Raw genomic sequence first — 22,106 nt, 5'->3', positions numbered from 1 at the left:
GCCGCGGAATCACACGGTTGTCACTCATCAGCGGGCTGTGGCAGACTCGTCACGTCGTCAACGCTCGTTCGACCGATGGGGAAGTCGCATCGAACGAGGGAGAGACGATGACTGCCGCGAATACGCTCAGACGACGTCCCGCATCCACGACGGGGGTCGTCTGGATCCACGCGTCCCCGCGCGCCATGCGCACCCACCTCGAGTGGGCTGTCGGGCATGCCGTCGGCGACGCGCTCCGCTTCGTCTGGCAGCCGCAGCCCGTCGCGCCCGGCCTGGAGCGCACCGAGGTGCACTGGACCGGCGCCGCCGGCACCGGTGCAGCGATCGCGAGCGCCCTCGCCGGCTGGCGCGACGTGCGCTTCGAGGTGTCGGAAGACCCCACGCCCGGCAGCGACGGCATGCGCTGGATGCACACGCCGGAGCTCGGCATCACCGCCCGGCGGATCGACGCAGCCGGCTCACTGGTCGTGCCGGAGGACCGCATCCGCAGCGCGATGGAGGCTGCGGGCACCGACCCGAAGGCGCTGCTCGCCGAGCTCGACGACGCACTCGGCGGCGCATGGGACCGCGAGCTCGAGACCTACCGCCACGCCTCCGACGCGTCGCCCGTCATCTGGCTGCACCGTGTCGGCTGACGACCGTGTCGGCTGACCACCGCGTCGGCTGACCAGCGCGTCTGACCAGCGCGTCGACCACGCGCCCACGAACGGCTGAGGGCCCCGCTGCGTACAGCGGGGCCCTCGGCGTTGCGTCGGTCAGACCGAGCGGATCGCGATCACGGCGTTGTGGCCGCCGAAGCCGAACGAGTTCGAGATCGCCAGCTGCGGCTCGTCGCCCAGCGGCATCGGGGTGCCCGAGATGCGCAGCGGCGCCTCGGGGTCCTGCTCGGTGACGTTGATCGTCGGGGGAGCGACGCGCTCGTTGAGCGCGAGCGTCGTGAAGACGGCCTCGAGCGCTCCGGTGCCGCCGAGCAGGTGCCCGTGCGCCGCCTTCGTCGCCGAGACCGGGATCTCGCGGATGCGCTCGCCGAAGATGCGGTGCATCGCGCGCACCTCGGCCACGTCGCCGACCGGAGTGGACGTCGCGTGCGCGTTGATGTGCGTCACGTCGTCGGCGGTCGCGCCGGCAGCCGAGAGCGCGAGCCCCACCGCGCGGCTGGCGCCGAGGCCCTCGGGCTCGGGCGCGGTGATGTGGTACGAGTCGGCGGTCACGCCGCCGCCCGCGAGCTCGGCGTAGATGCGGGCGCCGCGCGCGAGCGCGTGCTCCTCCGTCTCGAGCACGAGCGCAGCCGCGCCCTCGCCCATGACGAAGCCGTCGCGAGTGATGTCGTAGGGGCGGGATGCCGTCGCCGGGTCGTCGTTGCGGCGCGAGAGCGCCTGCATCGAGGCGAACGCGGCGAGCGTCATCGGGTGGATGGCCGACTCGCTGCCGCCCGCGATGACCACGTCGGCGAGGCCCTCCTGCAGGTGCGCGTACGCGTGCACGAGCGCCTCGGTGCTCGACGCGCACGCGGAGGCGACGGTCTGGGCGTAGGCGCGCGCCTCGAAGTGCATCGAGATCGCGGCGGACGGCGCGTTCGGCATGAGCATGGGCACCGTCATCGGCATGACGCGGCGCGGGCCCTTCTCGCGCAGCGTGTCCCACGCGTCCAGCAGCGTCCAGAGGCCGCCGATGCCAGTGGCGAAGTCGACGCCGAGGCGCTCAGGGTCGAGCTCGGGGGAGCCGGCGTCGGCCCACGCCTCCTTCGCCGCGACGAGCGCGAACTGGCTCGACGGGTCGAGGCGCTTCGCGACCGGGCGCTCCAGCACCGTGTCGGGGCGCACCTTCGCCTGCGCGGCGAAGGTGACGGGCAGCTCGTACTTCGCGACCCAGTCGTGCTCGAGCGTGCTCGTGCCGGACTCGCCGGCGAGGAGCGCGTCCCAGCTGGCGCGCGCTGTGCCGCCCAGCGGCGACGTCGCGCCGATGCCGGTGATGACGATCTTGTGCGTCATGGGATCCCTCCGTAGATGGCGCGTGCGGCCGGTCGCCCGGCCGCACGCGTGTCGCAGCGAAGGCTCAGGCCGCCTGCGCGCCGGTGATGTAGTCGACCGCGTCCTGCACGGTCTTGAGGTTCTTGACCTCGTCATCGGGGATCTTGACGTCGAACTTCTCCTCGGCGTTCACGACGATCGTCATCATCGAGATCGAGTCGATGTCGAGGTCGTCGGTGAACGACTTCTCCATCTGCACGTTCTCGGTCGCGATGCCGGTCTCGTCGTTCACGAGGTCGGCGAGCCCTGCCAGGACCTCGTCCTTGGTGAATGCCATCGGGTGTCTCCTTCTGTCTGGTGGACGGGTTGAAGTCTAGGGGAGGACGACGACCTGGGCGCCGTACACGAGGCCCGCGCCGAAGCCGATCTGCAGCGCGAGGCCGCCCGAGAGCTCCGGCTGCTCCTCGAGCAGGCGGTGCATCGCGAGCGGGATCGAGGCCGCCGAGGTGTTGCCGGTAGTGGCGATGTCGCGCGCGATCGCGACCGAGTCGGGCAGCTGCAGCTGCTTCGCGAACTCGTCGATGATGCGCATGTTCGCCTGGTGCGGGATGAATGCGGCGAGGTCGCCGGGCTCGATGCCGGCGGCGTCGAGCGCCTCCCGCGCCTTCTTGGCCATCTCCCAGACGGCCCAGCGGAAGACCTTCTGGCCGTCCTGCCGCAGCGTCGGCCAGGCGGCGCCCTCGCGCATCGAGCCGAGCGGGTTCGTCATGCGGATGGTGTCCCACTGCGAGCCGTCGGAGCCCCAGACGGAGGGGCTGATGCCCGGCTCGTCGGACGGGCCGATGACGACGGCGCCGGCGCCGTCGCCCAGCAGGAAGCTGATCGAGCGGTCGGTCGGGTCGACGATCTCGGAGAGCTTCTCGACGCCCACCACGAGCACGTGCTCGGCCATGCCGCTGCGCACGAGCGCGTCGGCCTGCGCGACGCCGTAGGCGTAGCCTGCGCACGCCGCCGAGATGTCGAACGCCGGCGCGGGCGTCGCACCGAGCCGCTCGGTGAGCAGCGCGGCCATCGACGGCGTCTGCACGGTGTTGCTGATCGTCGAGACGACGACGGCGTCGATGCGGGAGGCATCGATGCCTGCGCGCTCGAGCGCCTCGCGCGACGCCGTCTCGGCGAGGTCGACGGCCTCGATGCCCTCGGACGCGCGGACGCGGCTGATGATGCCCGTGCGCTGCCGGATCCACTCGTCCGACGAGTCGATGGGGCCGATGAGGTCCTCGTTCGGCACCACGAGGTCGCCGCGGGCGGCTCCCACGGCGAGGATGCGCGCGCCGGCGCGGGTGGGGAGGCTCGTCATCCTGGTCATGCTGCGGCTCCGCTCTCCAGCAGCGCCACGGCTGCGTCCAGGTCGTCAGGGATGGTGATGCCGACGGACGGCACGCCGCGCAGGCCGCGCTTCGCGAGCCCGATGAGGGCGCCCGCGGGCGCGAGCTCGACGATGCCCGTCACGCCCGCATCCTGGAACGCCGCCATGCAGCGGTCCCAGCGCACGGGGCTCGAGACCTGCCCGACGATCAGCTCGAGGAAGTCGGCGCCGGATGCGACGGCGCTGCCGTCCCGGTTCGTCCAGAGCGTCGTGGTCGGGTCGCTCGTCGCCGTGGCGGCGGCCGCGGCGCGGAAGCGCTCGACCGCGGGCGCCATGTAGCCGGTGTGGAACGCGCCGGCCGTCTGCAGCGGGATGACCCGCGCGCGCTCGGGCGGCGCCTCCGCGAGTGCGGCGAGCGCATCGACGGCGCCGGCGACGACGATCTGGCCGCCGCCGTTGTAGTTCGCGGGCTCGAGCCCGAGCTCGGCGAGCCGGGCCTCGAGGGCTGCCTCGTCGGCGCCCAGCACGGCGGCCATGCCGGTCGGGGTCGCGGCAGCGGCGTCCGCCATCGCGCGGGCGCGCTCGCCGACGAGCGCCATCGCGTCCTCGGCGCTCAGCACGCCGGCGGCGACCGCGGCGGTGATCTCGCCGACGGAGTGGCCGGCGACGCCACCGGCGAGCCGTGCGCGGTCGCCGAGCGCGTCGAGGGCGAGGATGCCCGCCGCGACGATCAGCGGCTGCGCCACGAGCGTGTCGCGGATGGTGTCGGCGTCGCTCACCGTGCCGTGCTCGACGAGGTCGATGCCGGCGGCCTCGCCGAGCGCGCCGAGCCGCTCGGGCACGCCCGGCAGCTCGAGCCACGGAGCGAGGAAGCCTGGCTTCTGCGAGCCCTGTCCGGGGGCGACGATCACGATCACGTCGTTCATCCTTCCACTGGGGACCTGCCCCGGCTTGCATGCCGGGTCGAGGCGGCGCCGCGCTGCGTGCGCTCGCGCGACGCGTCGTGGATCGAGCCGAGGATGATCGCGGTGTGGAGGGCGAGCGCCTCGCGCGCACCGGTCGCGTCCCAGCCGATGATCTCGCTGATGCGCTTCAGGCGGTACCGCACGGTGTTCGGGTGCACGAAGAGCTCGCGGGCGGTCGCCTCGAGCGAGCGGCCCGTGTCGAGGTAGCAGGCGAGCGTCGCGAGGAGGTCGCTCGAGTGGTCGCGGAGCGGCTGGTAGACGCCGCGCACGAGCTCCTGGCGGGCGAGGGGGTCGCCCGCGAGCGCCCGCTCCGGCAGCAGGTCGTCGGCACGCACGGGCCGCGGCGTTCGCCGCCACGCGTCGGCGACGGCGAAGCCCGCGAGGGCCGCCTTCGCGCTCCGCGCCGCCTCGACGATGCTCGGCACCACCGGCCCCAGCACGAGGTGGCCCTCGCCGAACGCCTCGGAGAGCTCACCCGCGATCGCGAGGAACGCGATGGGCTCCTCGGCCGCGTCCTCGGTCTCGGCGGCGGCGCGGCCGATCACGACGACGAGCCGGGTGCCCTGCACGCCGACGAGCACGTCGCATCCGGCATGCCGCGCTCGACGGCGGATGACGTCGACGTCGAGCACGCGCGGCGCGGTGCCGACGAGCACGGCGCACTCGCCGCGGCCGTGCCAACCGAGCGCGGCGGAGCGGCTCGGCAGCTCGTCGTCGTGCTCGCCCGTGAGGATCGAGTCGACGACGAGCGCCTCGAGCCGCGCGTCCCAGAGGCCGCGCGACTCGGCTGCGCGAGCGTAGACGTCGGCCGCCGCGAAGGCGATCTCGCGGGAGTACCGCAGGATCGGCTCCCGCATCACGGGGTCGGCGTCGCCGATCCGCTCCTCGAAGACCGACACGACGGTGCGGATGAGCTGCAGCGTCTGCTGCAGGCTCACGCTGCGCAACAGCTCCCTGGGCGCCGCCGCGAAGACGTCGGCGGCGATCCAAGGCTGCGCCTCAGGATCCTCGTGCCACGCGATGAACGAGGTGATGCCCGACTGCGCGACGAGCCCGACCGCGCTCCGCCGCGACGGCGGCATCGTGCGGTACCAGGGCAGCCGGTCGTCGAGCGCCCGCATCACCTGCGTCGCGAGGTCGCCCGAGGTGCGCCGCAGCCACGCGAGCTGCTGCGCCTTGAGCTCCGCCTCGGCGGACAGCGCCGGCCCTAGGACTCGCCGCCGGCGTTGCCCGACTGGCCGGCGTTCACGTCGTGGAGGCTGTACTTGTCGATCGCCTGCATGACCATGCCGAGCGGCACCTTGCCCTGCTTCGCGAGCGCCTCGAGGGCGCGGACGACCACCGAGTGGCTGTCGATCGTGAAGAAGCGGCGGGCAGCGGCACGGGTGTCGGCGAAGCCGAAGCCGTCGGCGCCGAGCGTCGCGTAGTCGCCGGGCACCCACTCGCGGATCTGGTCGGGCACGGCGCGCATGTAGTCGCTCGTCGCGATGAACGGGCCCTCCGCCTCGGACAGGCGCTGGGTGACGTACGGGACCTTCGCGTGGTCCTGCGGGTGCATCCAGTTGTGCTCGTCGGCGGCGAGGCCGTCGCGGCGCAGCTCGCTCCACGACGTGACCGACCAGATGTCGGCCGAGATGCCCCAGTCGCTGCCGAGCAGCTCCTGCGCGTGGTGGAGCCACGGCAGCGCCACGCCGGAGCCGAGCAGCTGCACCTTGATCGGGTGGTGGTCGCTCACCGAGACGCGGTGGATGCCGCGGCGGATGCCCTCGACGTCGACGCCCTCGGGCTCGGCCGGCTGCACGTAGGGCTCGTTGTAGACGGTGAGGTACATGATGATGTCCTCGGGGCTGTCGCCGTACATCCGCTCGAGACCCATCTGGGTCAGGTGCGCGATCTCGTAGCCGTATGCCGGGTCGTACGCGAGCACGGCGGGGTTCGTCGACGCGATGAGCGGCGAGTGGCCGTCGGCGTGCTGCGTGCCCTCGCCCGCGAGCGTCGTGCGGCCCGCGGTGGCGCCGATGAGGAAGCCGCGCGTCATCTGGTCGGCTGCCGCCCAGATCGAGTCGCCGGTGCGCTGGAAGCCGAACATCGAGTAGAAGACGTAGATCGGCACGAGCGGCTCGCCGTGCGTCGAGTACGACGACCCGGCGGCGATGAACGCCGCCATGGCGCCGGCCTCGTTGATGCCGACGTGCACGATCTGCCCGTCGGGCGCCTCGCGGTACTTCAGCAGCAGGTCGCGGTCGACCGACGTGTAGTTCTGGCCGTGCGGGTTGTAGATCTTCGCCGTCGGGAAGAACGCGTCGATGCCGAAGGTGCGCGCCTCGTCGGGGATGATCGGCACGATCCGCTCGCCCCAGCCCTTGTCGCGGAGCAGGTCCTTGAGCAGGCGGACGAACGCCATCGTGGTGGCGACCTGCTGCTTGCCCGAGCCCTTCTTGGGCATGTCGTAGGTCTTCGCCTCGGGCAGCGGGATGATCGTGTGCTTCGAGCGGCGCTCCGGCGTGAAGCCGCCCAGCTCGCGGCGGCGCTCCAGCAGGTACTGGATCTCCGGCGACTCGGTGCCCGGGTTGAAGTACGGCGGGTTGTACGGGTCGGCGTCGAGCTGCTTGTCCGAGATGTCGAGCTGCAGGTAGTCGCGGAACGTCTTCAGGTCGTCGATCGTCAGCTTCTTCATCTGGTGCGTCGCGTTGCGCGCCTCGAAGGACTTGCCGAGGCCGTAGCCCTTGATCGTCTTCGCGATGATGACAGTCGGCTGGCCCTTGTGCTCGGCGGCTGCCTTGTAGGCGGCGTACACCTTGCGGTAGTCGTGGCCGCCGCGCTTCATGCTCCAGATCTCGTCGTCGGTCATGTGCTTGACCATCTCGAGCGTGCGCGGGTCGCGGCCGAAGAAGTGCTCGCGCACGAACAGGCCGGACTCCGCCTTGTACGTCTGGTAGTCGCCGTCGGGCGTGACGTTCATGAGGTTGCGGAGCGCGCCGTCGTGGTCGTTCTCGAGCAGCGAGTCCCACTCGCGGCCCCAGACGACCTTGATGACGTTCCAGCCCGCGCCGCGGAAGAACGACTCGAGCTCCTGGATGATCTTGCCGTTGCCGCGCACCGGGCCGTCGAGGCGCTGGAGGTTGGCGTTGATGACGAAGTTCAGGTTGTCGAGGCCGTCGTTCGCCGCGAGCTGGAGCGCGCCGCGCGACTCGACCTCGTCCATCTCGCCGTCGCCGAGGAACGCCCACACCTGCGAGTCGGCGACGTCCTTGATGCCGCGGTTCGCGAGGTAGCGGTTCGCCTGCGCCTGGTAGATGGCGTCGATCGGGCCGAGGCCCATCGAGACGGTCGGGAACTGCCAGAAGTCGGGCATCATCCGCGGGTGCGGGTAGGAGGGGATGCCGTTCGGCGCCTTCGACTTCTCCTGGCGGAACGCGTCCATCTGGTTCTCGCTCAGGCGGCCCTCGAGGAAGGCGCGGGCGTACATGCCGGGGGAGGCGTGGCCCTGGTAGAAGATCTGGTCGCCGCCGCCCGGGTGGTCCTGGCCGCGGAAGAAGTGGTTGAGGCCGACCTCGTAGAGGGCAGCCGACGACGCGTAGGTCGAGATGTGGCCGCCGACGCCGATGCCGGGCGCCTGCGCGCGGTGCACCATGATGGCCGCGTTCCAGCGGATCCAGCGGCGGTACGTGCGCTCGATCGCCTCGTCGCCGGGGAACTCCGGCTCGTTCTCGGGCGCGATCGTGTTGATGTAGTCGGTCGTCGGCACCATCGGCACGCCCAGGTGCAGCTCCTTGGAGCGCTTGAGCAGGCTGAGCATGATCTCGCGGCCGCGCTCGTGGCCATTGGCCGCGACGAGCTGCGACAGCGACTCCTGCCACTCAGCGGTCTCGCTGGGGTCCACGTCGTCCGTGTGGCCCGAGTAGGGGTCCTGGTCGTTCAGCACCGATGCTCCTGACGTCGATATCTCGCGGCGGCCTGGGTGCGCGCGCCCGAGCATCCACCCTATCGACCGCGGCGTGCATCCATCGCAGTGCCGCCGTCGGCTCTGGCACGATGGGATGCATGGCACAGGATGCGCTCCAGATCGGCGCCGAGGCGCCCGACTTCACCCTCACCGACCACACCGGCGAGGCGGTCACGCTGTCGGCCCTGCGCGGCCACCCGGTCGTGCTCGTCTTCTACCCCGCGGCGTTCACCGGCCGCTGCACGGGAGAGCTGTGCGCGATCCGCGACGAGCTCGCCGCGTTCGAGGACGCGGACGCCGAGGTGCTCGCCATCTCGGTCGACACTGCCGCATCGCTGCGCGTCTTCGCCGAGCAGGAGGGGCTGTCGTTCCGGCTGCTGAGCGACTTCTGGCCGCACGGCGCCGTCGCGCAGGCCTACGACGCGTTCCTCCCGGAGCGCGGCACGGCGACGCGCGCCACCTACGTCATCGACCGCGAGGGCAGGATCGCGGCGCACTTCCGCGTGAGCCCGTCGGCGTCGCGCGACATGGACGCGTACCGCGAGGCGCTCGCCGGCGTCGCCTAGCGGCACGCCGAGCGCCGCCCTGTCGGCGCCCGGGGCGCTGCCCGCTCCATCGCGGAGTGTCGGGTTGTCGCGGCAGTGTCGCGACACCCTCGCAGCAGGTCGACACTCGGGCGATCGGGCCTGCCGTGGTGGGGACGGCCGAACGACTACGGTGCTCGGATGGAGCAGCGGAGCGCGGTCGAGCGACGGTCGGGCCGATCCCGCGGCCGGGCGGCGATCGCGATCATCGCGGGGCTCTCGGTGGCCTCGACCGTGCTGCTGTCGCCGATCTGGGCGCTGATGGGGCTCGCGCTCGGCCGCTACGACGCGTCCGGTCGCGGTGGCCCCTTCGCCGCGTGCGCCGCCGACTCGACCGACTGCAGCGGCCCGGACCTGGTGGCGTTCGGCCTGCTCGCACTCGTGCTGCTGGCGGTCGCTGCGCTCGTCGCGCTGCTCGGCACGACGGTGCAGCGCCCACGTCGTCGCGCCCCCGCGTTCGCCGCGAACCTGGCGCTGACGGTCGCGGTGACGGTCGCGACCGCGGCGGGGCTGTGGTTCGGCAGCAGCTGGCTGCGGTGACCGCGAGCCGCGTCGTGGGCGGTGCCGGGCTCGAACCGGCGACCCCTTCGGTGTAAGCGAAGTGCGCTACCAGCTGCGCCAACCGCCCGTCGGCCATCCTGCCATCCCGTGCGAGCGGATGCCGCGGGCGTGAGCGGTAGCGTGGCCGGGCGCCGATCGGCGCGCGACGAGGAGGTCGATGTGGAGATCCGTGGTGCTGCCGCGCTCGTGACGGGCGCCGCGTCCGGGCTGGGCGCCGCGACTGCCGCCGCGCTCGCCGCCAGGGGCGCGCTCGTGGTCGGGCTCGACCTGCCCGCGGCGATCGAGCGCGCGCAGTCGGAGCCGGACGGGCCGCAGGACGGCATCCGCCTCGTGCCGGGCGACGTGACATCCGAGGCCGACGTGCAGCGCGCGGTCGACGAGGCGTCGGCGCTCGGGCCGCTGCGCATCGCAGTCTCGTGCGCCGGCATCGCGACCGGGAAGCGGCTCATCGGCCGCGATGGACCGCACGACCAGGCCGCGTTCGAGCGCACGATCGCCGTCAACCTCTTCGGCACCTTCCAGGTGCTGCGGCTCGCGGCCGCGCGGATCGCCGAGACCGAGCCGCTCGACGGCCGAGACGGCCAGCGCGGCATCGTCGTGCAGACCGCATCCGTCGCCGCGTTCGACGGCCAGATCGGGCAGGCCGCCTACAGCGCCTCGAAGGGCGCGGTCGCGGCGATGACCCTCCCGGCCGCGCGCGACCTGGCCCGGCACGGCATTCGCGTGATGACCGTCGCGCCGGGCGTCGTCGACACCCCGATGATGGCCGGCATCGGCACCGAGGTGCGCGACGCGCTCGAGGCGACCGTGCCGTTCCCCGCTCGGCTCGCGCGGCCGGACGAGTTCGCTCAGCTCGTCGTCGCGGTCGTCGAGCACGACTACCTCAACGGCGAGACGATCCGCATGGACGGTGCGCTGCGGATGCCGCCCCGCTGACGGCGGCGGGCGTGCCGGGTGCGCGTCCGTAGGATGGGGCGCATGACGAGCGTCGCGGAGGTCCAGCGCGCGGTCGAGTCGCTCTGGCCGGCTGCGACCGCCGAGGACTGGGACGCGGTCGGGCTCATTGCAGGCGACCCGGCCGACGCAGTGTCGCGCGTGCTGCTCGCCGTCGACGCCGTGGGCGCGACCGCCGCAGAGGCCGTCGAGCGCGGCGCCGACCTGCTGCTCGTGCACCACCCGCTGCTGCTGCGCGGCGCCACGAGCGTCGCCGCGACCACTCCCGCAGGCCGGGTCATCACCCGGCTCGTGCGCGAGCGGGTCGCGCTGCTCGCCGCGCACACGAACGCCGACGCCGTCGACCGCGGCACGAGCGGCGAGCTCGCCACGATGCTCGGCCTCACCGGCCTCGCGCCCATCGTCGTCAACCGCGTCGACGCGTCGCTCGGGCTCGGCCGCGTCGGCGACCTGCCGCAGCCGGCCTCGCTCGGCGACCTCGTGCGCACGCTCGCGACGCTGCTGCCGGCCGTCGCCGGCGGCTTGCGCGCCGTGGGCGACCCCGCCCGGCAGGTGCAGCGCATCGCCATCTGCGGCGGCGCCGGCGACTCGCTGCTGCGCGAGCGCGCCGTCGCGGGCGCCGACGTCTACATCACGAGCGACCTGCGCCACCACCCGGCATCGGATGCGCGCGAGCGCCACGCCGCGGGCGAGGGCCCCGCGCTCGTCGACGTGTCGCACTGGGCGAGCGAGTCGCTGTGGCTGCGGCCCGCGGCCGAGCAGCTGCGCGCGGCGCTGCCGGGCGTCGAGGTGCTCGTGAGCGACATCAGGACGGACCCATGGGACTTCGCGGTCCCGCAGGAGGAGCACGCATGGCACTGAAGGCGACGAACGGCGATCAGCGGCGGCTGCTGGCGCTGCAGGACGTGGACACCCGCATCGTGCGGCTGCAGGCGAAGGCGAAGGCGCTGCCGCAGACGAAGCGGATCGACGAGCTCGACGCGCTGCTCGCGCGGCTCGATCGCGCCGTGCTCGACCGGCTCGGCGCCCATGACGACGCCACGGCAGAGGTCGCGCGCATCGAGAGCGACGTGCAGCTCGTCGAGGCGCGGCTCAAGCGCGACCAGGAGCGGCTGCAGGTCGTGAAGGACGCGAAGACCGCGACCGCGACGGAGCACGAGATCGCGACGCTCGAGCGGCGCCGCTCGACGCTCGAGGACCTCGAGCTCGAGGCCATGCAGGCGCAGGAGGACGCGGCCGCCGCGCTCGCCGCTGCCCGCGCCGAGGCGGGCGAGGCGCGTGCGGAGCGCGACCGCCTCGCGGCGGAGCGCGCCGAGGTCGCTGCCGGGCTCGAGCGCGAGCTCGCCGAGGCGCGCGCCGAGCGCGCCGACCGCACGGTCTCCGTGCCCGCGGACCTCCTCGCCCTCTACGACCGCCAGCGCGAGCGCTACGGCATCGGCGCGACGCTGCTGCAGCACCGCACGTCGGCCGCCTCGGGCGTCGAGCTCAACGCGTCCGAGCTGCACCAGATCCGCCAGGCGCCCGACGACGAGGTCATCCTCGACCCGAACTCGTCGGCGATCCTCGTGCGCACGGAGGAGAGCGGGCTGTAGCCCGCTGTCCCGGCCGCCGTAGCATTCCAGCGGGAGGCCGCGGAGGGGGTGGCGCGATGCGGGTCGTGGAGGTCGCCGACGAGGCGGGGCTCGACGCCTTCGTGCGGCTCGGCCAGGACACCCACGGCGGCATGGCGGTGCCGCTGGCCGAGCGCACGGTGCGCGCGTGGCACCGCGGGAGGCATCCGCACCCGCATCCGATCACGCTGCTGCTCGCGCTCGACGGCGACCGCCCGGTCGGCCGCGCCATCGTGCACCGCGACGACCGGCTCGACGCGCGCCTCGGCACCCGCGCGCTCGTGTTCGGCGCGCTCGAGGCCGCGGGTCCTGCCGTCGTCGACGCCCTGCTCGACGACGTCGAGGGGCGGGCGGCCGCGGCCGGCGCGCACGAGCTGTTCGGCCCGGCGCAGCTGCTGCCGAACCAGTCGGGCGGCGTCATCACCGCGGGCTTCGACGAGCGCGGCTTCCTCGACGCGGCCTGGAACCCGCCGTGGCTGCCGGAGGTGCTCGAGGCGCGCGGCATGCAGCGCTGGTACGAGGCCGACACCTGGATCGTCGACGTCGTCGACGAGGACGGACCGAGCGTCGCCGAGCTCGACGCCGCGGGCATCCGCATCGACGAGGTGACGCGCTTCGGCCTCGACCGCGGCCTGCGCGCACTGCTGCCGCTGCTCAACGACTCGTTCGCGCTGCTGCCCTACTTCACGCCGTTCTCGCGCGGCGAGCTGCGCACCCAGACGGCGGGGCTGTGGCTGCTGCACGAGCCGGGCCTCTTCCTCATCGCTCGCGACGAGGACGACCATCCGCTCGCCTTCGTCGTCGCGGTGCTCGATGCCTCGCCGGTGCTGCAGCGCTCGGGCGGTCGGATGGGGCCGAGGGAGGCGTGGTCGGTCGCGGCGCGGCGGGCCGAGCTGCGACGGGAGGCAGTGCTCGTCATCCAGGGCGCGCGCCCTGACTCGCAGGGCAAGGGCATCGTCTCGCTGCTCAGCCGCCGGCTGCACGCGAACCTCGCCGAGCTCGGCTGCCGCACCCTGCGCTCGACGCCGGTCGGCCGGCAGAACCCCGGCTCCGCCCGGCAGTTCTCGCGGTTCGGCGGCCGCCCGCTGCACGCGACGACCTACTACCGCAAGCCGCTCGCGCCCGCAGCGCCGTAGCGGCGGCCGCGATATCCTGGGCGCGCGGATCGGTCGGCTAGGCGGTCGCGTCGCGGCACCTCCGGGTGCTGCGCCGAGGAACGTCCGGGCTCCGCAGAGCAGGGCGGTGGATAACGTCCACCCGGGGCAACCCGCGAGAAAGTGCAACAGAGAACAGGTCCACCCGCCTGGGCGCGAGCCCGAGCGGGCCAGGAGTGAAACGGTGGGGCAAGAGCCCACCAGCGTCGCGTGCGAGCGCGGCGGCTAGGCAAACCTCGCCCGGAGCAAGACCAGACAGCGGATCACGGGGCTGCTCGTCCCATCCGCGGGTAGGTCGCTAGAGGGCTGCAGCAATGCATCCCGTAGAGAGATGACCGTCCACGACAGAACCCGGCGTATCGGCCGGCCGGTCCGCCCACAGCACGACCCCCGAGGCCGCGAGGCCTCGGGGGTCGCTGTGCCTGACGGGTGCGTCAGGCGGGTGCGCCAGGCGGATGCGTCAGGCGGCCACGAGCGCGGGCTCGGCCTCCTGCACCGCCGGCGCGCGGCGCGCCCAGCGCTTGAGCGCGATCACCGCGAGCGCCGTGATGACCGTGCCGACCGCGATGGCGATCGTGAACATGAGCAGGTTGCCGATCGCGAAGAACACGAAGAACCCGCCGTGCGGCGCCTGGCTCGTGACGCCGGCGGCCATCGAGATCGCGCCCGTCGCCGCCGAGCCGAGGATCGCCGCGGGGATGACGCGCAGCGGGTCGGTCGCGGCGAACGGGATCGCGCCCTCCGAGATGAACGACGCACCGAGCAGCCACGCGGCCTTGCCGTTCTCCCGCTCGACGGGCGTGAAGAGCCTGCGGTCGAGCGTGCTCGCGAGGGCCATGCCGAGCGGCGGCACCATGCCCGCGGCCATGACCGCCGCCATGATGAGCCACGGCGAGGGGTTCTCGGGGGAGCCAGCACCGAGCCCGGCGACCGCGAAGCCGTACGCCACCTTGTTGATGGGCCCGCCGAGGTCGAAGGCCATCATCGTGCCGAGCAGCAGCCCGAGCAGCACGGCGCCCGTGCCGGTCAGCGAGCTGAGCCAGGCGGTGAGGCCCGCCATGAGGGCCGCGATGGGGCCGCCGAGCAGCATGACCATGAGTCCGGAGGCGAAGATCGACGCGAGCAGCGGGATGATGACGACCGGCATGAGGCCGCGGAGCCACGAGGGCACCCGCCAGGTGCCGATCCACCACGCCGCGAGGCCCGCGAGCAGGCCGCCGACGAGGCCGCCGATGAAGCCGGCGTCCATGGTGCCGGCGACGGCACCCGCGACGAAGCCGGGTGCGATGCCGGGCCGGTCGGCGATCGCGTAGGCGATGTAGCCCGCGAGCGCCGGCACGAGGAAGCCCATCGAGGCCGCGCCGATCGAGAAGAGCACGGCGCCGAGGTACTGCCCGAGCCCGCCGTCGGGCAGGTTCCAGAGCGTGTTCTGGATGATGACGTCGCCCGCGACCTCGGTGATCCGGAAGCCGCCGAGCAGGAAGCCGAGCGCGATGAGCAGCCCGCCGCCGGCGACGAACGGGATCATGTAGCTGACGCCGGTGAGGAGCGCGCGCTTCACGGTGCCGCCGAGGTTGCCGGCGGACGGCGCGGGCGTCGCCTCGGCGGAGGCGCTGCCCGCGATGCGCGGCCCGTTCGGGTCGTCGGCGTGGCCGAGGGCCTCCTGGATGAGCGCGTCTGCGGCGTCGATGCCGCGCTTCACGGGCACCTGCACGTACGGCTTGCCGGCGAAGCGGCCCCGCTCGCGCACGTCGACGTCGACCGCGAACACGACCGCGTCCGCGGCCGCGATGACCGCGGGGTCGAGCCGCTTCGTGCCGGCCGATCCCTGGGTCTCGACGGCGATGCGCACGCCGGCGCGCTCGGCGGCGGCCTTGAGCGCATCCGCAGCCATGTAGGTGTGCGCGATGCCGGTCGGGCACGCGGTGACGGCGACGATGCTGCGGGCGCCCTCGGCGACCGGCGCGGCGTCCGCCTCGTCGCGGTCGGCGACGACGTCCTCGACGAGCGCGACGACCTCTGCCGGGCTCGAGGCCGAGCGCAGGGCATCCGTGAACCGCTCGTCGATGAGCGACCCGGCGAGCCGCGACAGCACCGCGAGGTGCGTCTCGGCAGCGCCGTCGGGCGCCATGATCATGAAGACGAGGTCGGCGGGGCCGTCGGGAGCGCCGAAGTCGACGGGCGGCTGGAGCCGGGCGAAGGCGAGGCTCGGCTCGCGCACCGCCGCGGACTTGCAGTGGGGGATCGCGATGCCGGCGCCCATGCCGGTGGGCGTGAGCGCCTCGCGGTCGAGCACAGCGGCGGCGAGGCCGTCGCCGTCGACGACGCGGTCGGTGCCCGCGGCACGGGCCGCGAGCGCACGGATCACGGCCTCCTTGTCGGCGCCGAGGTCGGCGTCGAGCACCACGAGCTCGGGGGTGAGGATCTGGGGCATCAGTGCTCCTGTGTGTCAGCGGCGGAGGCCGCGGGGGTGGCGGCGGCGGATGCCGCGGTCGTGGGGGTGCTGATGCCGACGCGGGTCGCGTCGGCGTCAGCAGGCGTGGGGAAGCCGGTGCCCGGCATCGCAGCGGCGGCGGAGCCGTGCGCGACCGCCTGGCGCAGCCGCCCGGCGGCGTCGTCGCCGCGTCGCTCGGCGATGAGCCAGCCGGCGAGGCTCGCGTCGCCGGCGCCGACGGTCGATCGGACGGTCGTGGGCGGCGGGGTCGCGCGCAGCACGTCGTGCGCGTCAGCGAGGATCGCGCCGTCGCCGCCCAGCGTGAGCAGCACGGCGCCGACGCCGCGCCCGACGAGCGCGGCAGCGGCGGTCGCGGCGGCGGCAGGGCCGTCGATCGCGCCGTGCGCGAGGCCGAGCAGCTCCTCGAGCTCCTCGTCGTTCGGCTTGACGAGGTCGATGCCGCCCGCCGTGACCGCCGCGGCGAGCGGCGCGCCCGAGGTGTCGACGGCGATGCGGATGCCGGGGCGCGCCTCCCGCGCGGCGCGCACGACGTCGGCGACGAGGCTCGGCTCCGCGCCGGTCGGCAGCGAGCCGGCGACGACGAACCAGTCCGCGTCGACCGCGTGCGCGCGCACGGCGGCCAGCACGGCTGCGATCGCACGTGCGTCGAGGGCGGCGCCCGGCTCGTTGACCTTCGTGGTCGTGCCGTCGGGCTCGGTGAGCGAGAGGTTCGTGCGCACGGGGGCGTCGACGGGCACGTGCACGGCGTCGACGCCGTCGGCCGCGAGCAGCGCGGCGAACGGGTCGTCCTCGCGCGACACGACGATCGCGCGGGACGGCACGCGGGCGGCGGCGAGCACGCGCGTGACGTTGACGCCCTTGCCGGCGGCGACCTCGGAGGCGGCGGCGCTCGTGCGCTGCACGGCACCGCGCTCGAGCCGGGCGCCGAGCTCGACGGTGCGGTCGATGGAGGGGTTGAGCGTGAGCGTGAGGATCATGCGACCTGCACCTCGCAGCCTGCGTCGTCGAGCGCTGCGGCGAGCGCCGCATCCGGGGCTCCGTCGGTGAGCAGCACGTCGAGCTGCTCGAGCGCTGCGAAGCGGCACAGCGAGGCCTCGCCGAGCTTCGTCGCGTCGGCGAGCACCGCCACCCGGCGGCCTGCCGAGACGATCGCGGTCTTCACGGCGGCCTCGTCCGGGTCGGGGGTGGTCGCGCCGGAGGCGTCGAGCCCGTTCGTGCCGAGCACGACCACGTCGGGCCGGAGCGCCGCGATCGCGAGGACGGTCTGGGCACCCACTGCGGCGCCGGTGACGGCGCGGATCCGGCCGCCGATCGCGTGCACCTCGATCGACGGATGGGCGGCGAGCAGCTGCGCGATCGCGGGGGAGTGGGTGGCGACGACGAGCCGGGGGCCGCCTGCGCCTGGCCACGTCTCGACGAGCTCGGCGGCCAGCGCCGCGGTGGTCGTGCCGGCGTCGAGCAGCAGGCTCGTGGCGCCGGAGGCGAGGAGCCGCTCGCACGCGAGCCGCGCGATGCGGCGCTTGCCGTCGGTGTTCGTGCTCTGCCGCTCGGCCACCGCGGTCTCGACCAGGCTCGACCGGCTGGCGCTGACCGCCCCGCCGTGCACCCGCCGGGCGACGCCCGCGAGCTCGAGGGCGTCGAGGTCGCGGCGCACGGTCTCGGGCGTGATGCCGAGCTCGCGAGCGAGTCCGGCGACGAGGACACGGCCGTCGAGCTGGATCCGCGCGGCGATCTGGTCGCGGCGCTGGGTTGCGAGCATCGGTGCTTCCACGCCTTCACCGTAGCGCCGCAACGCAGACAAAGCAAGAGAGCCCAACACAAACGCAGATCCTGGATCGCGCGGACGGAGTCGGCCACAGCGCGGCGCAGCGCGCCAGAGCAGCCGAACTTCCCCGAACTCGGGTTTGTGCCGCCGAAACCCGCAGTGCAGGGAAGTTCGACGGTGGACGGCCGCTCGAGGCGCCGGCGGAGCCGGAGGGCGGCGGCGAGCGCCGCCCGGCGTCAGACGCCGCGGGCGAGCGCCGCGGCGCCGATGATGCCGGCGTTGTTGCGCAGCTTCGCGGGCACGATGGGCGTGTCGAGGGTGAGGAGCGGCAGGAAGAGCTCCGACGACTTCGAGACGCCGCCGCCGACGACGAAGAGGTCGGGGGAGAAGAGGAACTCGAGGTGCGTGTAGTAGCGCTGCAGCCGCTCGGCCCACGCCTCCCAGCTGAGCTCCTCGCGCTCGCGCGCACGGTTCGAGGCGCGCGACTCCGCGTCGTGGCCGTCGATCTCGAGGTGCCCGAGCTCGGCGTTGGGGATGAGCACCCCGTTGTAGATGAACGCGCCGCCGATGCCCGTGCCGAGCGTCGTCATGATGACGAGGCCGGCCGCGTCCTTCGCGGCGCCGTAGTGGTCCTCGGCGAAGCCGGCCGCATCCGCGTCGTTGACGAAGTGGATGTCGCGGCCGAGCGCCTGCTCGAACAGTCGCTCCGCCTCGAGCCCGATCCACGCCTTCGAGACGTTCGCGGCGCTCATCGTGCGGCCGTGGCGCACGATCGCGGGGAACGTCACGCCGATCGGCGTGCCCTCGGGCGCCTCGAGCCGGTCGACGAGCTCGACGACCGCATCGCGGATCGCGTCGGGCTCGCCGCCCTCGGGCGTCGGCAGCTTGACGCGGTCGCTGAGGAGCTCGCCCGTCTTCACATCGACGAGGGCGGCCTTGACGCCCGTCCCGCCGATGTCGACGCCGACGGCCTGGTGCTTCGACTTGGTCACGGCTCGCATCCTGCCACGGATCCCGCCGTGGAGCGGTCGTCCACGCGCGAGCCGGTCAGGCGGACGGCAGGGTCAGGATCTCGGCGCCGGACTCGCGCACGACGATGGTGTGCTCGAACTGCGCGGTGATGGATCGATCGCGCGTGACGACCGTCCAGTCGTCGTCCCAGCCCTCCCACTCGTGGGTGCCCAACGTCAGCATCGGCTCGATCGTGAACACCATGCCCGGCACGATCTCGGTGTCGTAGCGGTCGGTGTCGTAGTGGGGGATGATCAGCCCGGAGTGGAACGACGTGCCGACGCCGTGGCCCGTGAAGTCGCGCACGACCCCGTAGCCGAAGCGCTTCGCGTACATCTCGATCGCCCGGCCGATGACGTTGACGCGGCGACCCGGCATGGCGGCCCGGATGCCGCGCCGCAGTGCTTCCTCGGTGCGCTCGACGAGCTGCGCGACCTCGGGCGTGGCCTCGCCGACGATGAACGTGCGGTTGGAGTCACCATGCACGCCGTCGAGGTAGGCGGTGATGTCGATGTTCACGATGTCGCCCGGCTCGAGCTCGGTGTCGTCCGGGATCCCGTGGCAGATCACCTCGTTCACGCTCGAGCAGATCGACTTGCGGTAGCCGCGGTAGCCGAGCGTCGAGGGGTAGGCGCCGTGGCCGGTGACGAACTCGTGGCCGATCCGGTCGAGCTCGTCGGTCGTCACCCCCGCCTGCGCGGCGGCGCCGACAGCGGCGATCGCGTCGGCCGCGATCGTGCCGGCGCGACGGATGCGCTCGATCGTCTCGTCGTCGTACGCGTCGCCGCCGACGTGCTTCGCCGGTGCCGGGCGCCCGACGTACTCGGGCCGTGCGATCGCGGGGTCGACCCGCCGCTCCGGGCCGATGCGGCCGGGGATGAGGTGACCACTCGCGTCCTTCGGCATGCGCTCCATCCTAGGAGGGCGGTGCTCATGCACCTCGCGGGCCGGGTCGACCCTGGACGCGCGCTCAGGGTGCGGATGGGGGACATCCGTAGCCTCGACGCATGGCTGATCAGTACACGTTCACCGACCCGACCGCCCGCTACGCCGACATCGACACGAAGCCCGTCTCGCAGGACGGCCCCGGCCTCGACTCCGGGCTGCGCGACCGCGCCGACCTCGGCGAGGAGAGCTACCGCGGCAGCGGCCGCCTCGAGGGGCGCAAGGCGCTCATCACCGGCGGCGACTCCGGCATCGGCGCCGCCACCGCGATCGCCTTCGCGCGCGAGGGCGCCGACGTCGCGATCTCGTACCTGCCGGAGGAGGAGAGCGACGCGCAGCGCATCGTCGCGCTCATCGAGGAGGCCGGCAGGACCGCCGTCGCGATCCCCGGCGACCTCACCGACCGCGCGTACTGCGCGCAGCTCGTCGCCACGACCGTCGAGCGGCTCGGCGGCCTCGACATCCTCGTCTCGAACGGCGGCAAGCAGCAGTACGTCGACCGCCTCGAGGACCTCACCGACGAGGCGTTCGACGAGACGTTCAAGACCAACGTCTACGCCTTCTTCTGGCTCGCGAAGGATGCCGTGCCGCACATGCCGCCCGGCTCGACGATCATCGCGACCTCGTCCATCCAGGCGTACCAGCCCTCCGAGAACCTCGTCGACTACGCGACGACGAAGGCGGCGATGAACACGATGAGCAAGGCGCTCTCGCAGCAGCTCGCGCCGCGCGGCATCCGCGTCAACGTCGTCGCGCCCGGACCGGTGTGGACGCCGCTGCAGACGGCCGGCGGCCAGCCGACCGACGTGCTGCCGGAGTTCGGCCAGCAGACGCCGCTCGGCCGCGCCGGGCAGCCCGCGGAGCTCGCGCCCGCCTTCGTGTTCCTCGCCTCGGGCGAGTCGAGCTACGTCGTCGGCGAGACGCTCCACGTCAACGGCGGGATGCCCACGCCGTGATCGGGCCGGCCGGGATCGGCACCGCCCTGCGCTGGCAGGGCGGTGCGCCGGTCCCGGCGCCGCTCGACGAGCGCGACGCCGACGGCTACGCCGACCTGCGCACGTACGCGTCGATCGGCGACGGCCGCACGATCGCGCTCGTCGCGCGCGACGGCAGCATCGACTGGCTGCCGCTGCCGGCGGTCGACGCGATGCCCGCCTTCGCCGCGCTGCTCGACGCCGAGCGGGGCGGCAGGGTCGCGCTCGCGCCGCTCGACCCGCACCGCGTCGAGCGGCGCTACCTCGAGGGCGGCAACGTGCTCGAGACCACCTTCACGACCGACGCCGGCGTCGTGCGCATCACCGACTCCCTCAACACCGGCATGGCGGGGCGATTGCCGTGGTGCGAGCTCGCCCGCCGCATCGACGGCGTCGAGGGCGAGGTCGAGCTGCGCGGCGAGATCGCGCCGGGCACGATGCTCGGCACCGCGTCGCCGTGGGCCAGCGAGACCGTGCACGGCACCGTGCTGCGGGTCGGCGGGCTGACGCTCGCCCCGCGCACCCTGCACGCCGCCGACGTCGAGGTCGGCGCGCGCCGCATGGTCGCGCGCTTCCGCACGTCGCCCGGGTCACGGCACCTGCTCGGCTTCGTCGCGACCGACTCGGAGCCGCTGCTGCTGCCGGATCCCGCCGCGATGGACGCGGGCATCGACCGCACGATCGACGCGTGGCGGCGCTGGACGGCGTCGTGCACGTACGACGGGCCGTGGCCCGAGGCGGTGCACCGCAGCGCGCTCGTGCTCAAGCAGCTCATCTACGCGCCGACCGGCGGCATCGCCGCCGCCGCGACCACCTCGCTCCCGGAGTCGCTGACCGTGCGGAAGGGCTGGGACTACCGGTACTCGTGGATCCGCGACACCGCCTACTCGCTCGGCGTGCTGCTGCAGCTCGGCGTCAGCGAGGAGGTCCACGGCGCGATGACCTGGATGCTGCGGCTGCTCAAGGACCACAGCGAGACCGCCGTGCTCCACGGGCTCGACGGCCGTGTGCCGGGCGACGACGTCGACGTGCACGACGTGCACGGCTGGCGCGGCGCGCAGCCGGTCGTGACCGGCAACCGAGCCGCCGGCCAGCTGCAGCTCGGCGTCTACGGCGACATCTTCAGCATCGTCGCGATGTACGTCGACGCCGGGAACGTGCTCGACGCACCCACCGGCCGGCTCCTGACCGAGATCGCCGACCTCGCGGCCGACCGCTGGCGGCGCGTCGACGCCGGCATGTGGGAGCTGCCCGACCACCGGCACTACACGACGTCGAAGCTCGGCTGCTGGCACGCGCTCCAGCAGGCCGCGCACCTCGCCGACATCGGCCAGATCCCCGGCGATGCAGCCCGCTGGCGGTTCGAGGCCGACGCGATCCGCGCGTGGGTCGAGGAGCACTGCTGGTCGGAGGAGCGCGGGGCGTACGTCTGGCACCCGGACACCGACGAGCTCGACGCCTCGATCCTGCTGCACGCGATCAGCGGCTTCGACCGCGGCGACCGGATGCGGCGCACCCTCGACGCGCTCGACGCGGAGCTCGGGCGCGGCCCGCACCTCGTGCGCTGGTCGAGCGCCGAGCGCGAGGAGTCGTCGTTCGTCGCCTGCTCGTTCTGGATGGTCGCCGCCCGAGCGCTGTGCGGACAGGTCGACGAGGCTCGGCAGCGCATGGAGGCGCTGCTCGCCGAGGCACCGAACGACGTCGGCCTGCTCTCGGAGATGCTCGAGCCCGAGACGGGCGCCTTCCTCGGCAACCTCCCGCAGGCGCTCAGCCACCTCGCGCTCGCGCAGGCGGCGATCACGGTGCAGGCCGCGGAGCGCGACGCGGGCGACGGCGGCTGACG

At 73.5% G+C, this 22,106-nt stretch carries 20 protein-coding genes, 1 tRNA gene and 1 other RNA gene; 10 read left to right on the top strand and 12 right to left on the bottom strand.

Annotation, left to right across the window (positions count from 1 at the left end; genetic code table 11):
* The first annotated feature begins 107 nt into the window (after positions 1–107).
* Positions 108–635, top strand: coding sequence for a DUF3145 family protein (locus tag ACVWW9_RS13400; RefSeq protein ID WP_456515892.1), 528 nt, complete (start codon positions 108–110; stop codon positions 633–635).
* A gap of 120 nt (positions 636–755) precedes the next feature.
* Here the strand turns inward: ACVWW9_RS13400 and ACVWW9_RS13395 are convergent, their stop codons facing one another.
* The 6 genes from ACVWW9_RS13395 to aceE form a co-directional block, all read right to left on the bottom strand.
* Complete coding sequence (locus ACVWW9_RS13395; protein ID WP_456515891.1) at positions 756–1,991, bottom strand: beta-ketoacyl-[acyl-carrier-protein] synthase family protein; 1,236 nt, start codon at positions 1,989–1,991, stop codon at positions 756–758.
* A gap of 64 nt (positions 1,992–2,055) precedes the next feature.
* Positions 2,056–2,307, bottom strand: a complete 252-nt coding sequence (locus ACVWW9_RS13390) for an acyl carrier protein (RefSeq protein WP_123698076.1) — start codon at positions 2,305–2,307, stop codon at positions 2,056–2,058.
* 36 nt (positions 2,308–2,343) lie between these two features.
* Positions 2,344–3,330, bottom strand: a complete 987-nt coding sequence (locus ACVWW9_RS13385; protein WP_354260419.1) for a beta-ketoacyl-ACP synthase III — start codon at positions 3,328–3,330, stop codon at positions 2,344–2,346.
* Between the two features lie 5 nt (positions 3,331–3,335).
* Positions 3,336–4,256: an ACP S-malonyltransferase gene (locus ACVWW9_RS13380; protein WP_456515890.1), complete on the bottom strand. Its 921-nt coding sequence runs from the start codon at positions 4,254–4,256 to the stop codon at positions 3,336–3,338.
* A gap of 5 nt (positions 4,257–4,261) precedes the next feature.
* Positions 4,262–5,425 (bottom strand): PucR family transcriptional regulator, encoded by a 1,164-nt coding sequence (locus tag ACVWW9_RS13375; protein WP_456515889.1) that lies wholly within the window; start codon positions 5,423–5,425, stop codon positions 4,262–4,264.
* 86 nt (positions 5,426–5,511) lie between these two features.
* Positions 5,512–8,229 (bottom strand): pyruvate dehydrogenase (acetyl-transferring), homodimeric type, encoded by a 2,718-nt coding sequence (gene aceE, locus ACVWW9_RS13370; protein ID WP_354260423.1) that lies wholly within the window; start codon positions 8,227–8,229, stop codon positions 5,512–5,514.
* Positions 8,230–8,348: 119 nt separating this feature from the next.
* On the opposite strand from aceE, the gene ACVWW9_RS13365 reads away from it, so the two are divergent.
* Both ACVWW9_RS13365 and ACVWW9_RS13360 read left to right on the top strand, forming a co-directional pair.
* A complete protein-coding gene (locus ACVWW9_RS13365; protein ID WP_456515888.1) occupies positions 8,349–8,816 on the top strand; it encodes a peroxiredoxin in 468 nt (155 codons plus the stop codon).
* A gap of 159 nt (positions 8,817–8,975) precedes the next feature.
* Complete coding sequence (locus ACVWW9_RS13360; RefSeq protein ID WP_456515887.1) at positions 8,976–9,374, top strand: hypothetical protein; 399 nt, start codon at positions 8,976–8,978, stop codon at positions 9,372–9,374.
* A gap of 15 nt (positions 9,375–9,389) precedes the next feature.
* On the opposite strand, the gene ACVWW9_RS13355 is transcribed toward ACVWW9_RS13360, so the two are convergent.
* Positions 9,390–9,462: transfer RNA gene (locus ACVWW9_RS13355), tRNA-Val, on the bottom strand.
* Between the two features lie 92 nt (positions 9,463–9,554).
* On the opposite strand from ACVWW9_RS13355, the gene ACVWW9_RS13350 reads away from it, so the two are divergent.
* The 5 genes from ACVWW9_RS13350 (at position 9,555) to rnpB (ending at position 13,488) form a co-directional block, all read left to right on the top strand.
* Positions 9,555–10,331: an SDR family NAD(P)-dependent oxidoreductase gene (locus tag ACVWW9_RS13350; RefSeq protein WP_456515886.1), complete on the top strand. Its 777-nt coding sequence runs from the start codon at positions 9,555–9,557 to the stop codon at positions 10,329–10,331.
* 42 nt (positions 10,332–10,373) lie between these two features.
* Positions 10,374–11,210: a Nif3-like dinuclear metal center hexameric protein gene (locus tag ACVWW9_RS13345; protein ID WP_456515885.1), complete on the top strand. Its 837-nt coding sequence runs from the start codon at positions 10,374–10,376 to the stop codon at positions 11,208–11,210.
* The gene (locus ACVWW9_RS13340) at positions 11,201–11,941 is read left to right on the top strand and encodes a zinc ribbon domain-containing protein (protein WP_354260431.1); all 741 of its coding nucleotides are present in this window, start codon (positions 11,201–11,203) and stop codon (positions 11,939–11,941) included. The genes ACVWW9_RS13345 and ACVWW9_RS13340 overlap by 10 nt, the downstream gene beginning before the upstream one ends.
* Before the next feature lie 56 nt (positions 11,942–11,997).
* Positions 11,998–13,095, top strand: coding sequence for a hypothetical protein (locus ACVWW9_RS13335; protein ID WP_456515884.1), 1,098 nt, complete (start codon positions 11,998–12,000; stop codon positions 13,093–13,095).
* A 29-nt stretch (positions 13,096–13,124) separates the two neighbouring features.
* Positions 13,125–13,488, top strand: an RNA gene (gene rnpB, locus ACVWW9_RS13330) — RNase P RNA component class A.
* 85 nt (positions 13,489–13,573) lie between these two features.
* Here the strand turns inward: rnpB and ACVWW9_RS13325 are convergent.
* The 5 genes from ACVWW9_RS13325 to map form a co-directional block, all read right to left on the bottom strand.
* Positions 13,574–15,547 carry a PTS fructose transporter subunit IIABC gene (locus tag ACVWW9_RS13325; protein ID WP_456515883.1) on the bottom strand — a complete coding sequence of 658 codons (1,974 nt, stop codon included), beginning with the start codon at positions 15,545–15,547 and terminating at the stop codon, positions 13,574–13,576.
* Positions 15,547–16,545, bottom strand: a complete 999-nt coding sequence (locus ACVWW9_RS13320; protein ID WP_456515882.1) for a 1-phosphofructokinase family hexose kinase — start codon at positions 16,543–16,545, stop codon at positions 15,547–15,549. Before ACVWW9_RS13320 ends, ACVWW9_RS13325 begins: the two co-directional genes overlap by 1 nt.
* Complete coding sequence (locus ACVWW9_RS13315; protein WP_342769314.1) at positions 16,542–17,339, bottom strand: DeoR/GlpR family DNA-binding transcription regulator; 798 nt, start codon at positions 17,337–17,339, stop codon at positions 16,542–16,544. The genes ACVWW9_RS13320 and ACVWW9_RS13315 overlap by 4 nt, the downstream gene beginning before the upstream one ends.
* 230 nt (positions 17,340–17,569) lie before the next feature.
* Positions 17,570–18,325, bottom strand: coding sequence for a polyphosphate--glucose phosphotransferase (gene ppgK / locus ACVWW9_RS13310; RefSeq protein ID WP_456515881.1), 756 nt, complete (start codon positions 18,323–18,325; stop codon positions 17,570–17,572).
* Positions 18,326–18,380: 55 nt separating this feature from the next.
* Positions 18,381–19,250 (bottom strand): type I methionyl aminopeptidase, encoded by an 870-nt coding sequence (gene map, locus ACVWW9_RS13305; protein ID WP_456515880.1) that lies wholly within the window; start codon positions 19,248–19,250, stop codon positions 18,381–18,383.
* A gap of 101 nt (positions 19,251–19,351) precedes the next feature.
* Here map and ACVWW9_RS13300 point away from each other — a divergent pair, with 101 nt between their 5' ends.
* Positions 19,352–20,245 carry an SDR family oxidoreductase gene (locus ACVWW9_RS13300; protein WP_354260444.1) on the top strand — a complete coding sequence of 298 codons (894 nt, stop codon included), beginning with the start codon at positions 19,352–19,354 and terminating at the stop codon, positions 20,243–20,245.
* Positions 20,242–22,104, top strand: a complete 1,863-nt coding sequence (locus ACVWW9_RS13295; RefSeq protein WP_456515879.1) for a glycoside hydrolase family 15 protein — start codon at positions 20,242–20,244, stop codon at positions 22,102–22,104. The genes ACVWW9_RS13300 and ACVWW9_RS13295 overlap by 4 nt, the downstream gene beginning before the upstream one ends.
* Positions 22,105–22,106: the final 2 nt, after the last annotated feature.

Source organism: Agrococcus sp. UYP33, assembly GCF_054060915.1.
This window is presented reverse-complemented; position numbering and strand designations above follow the sequence as displayed.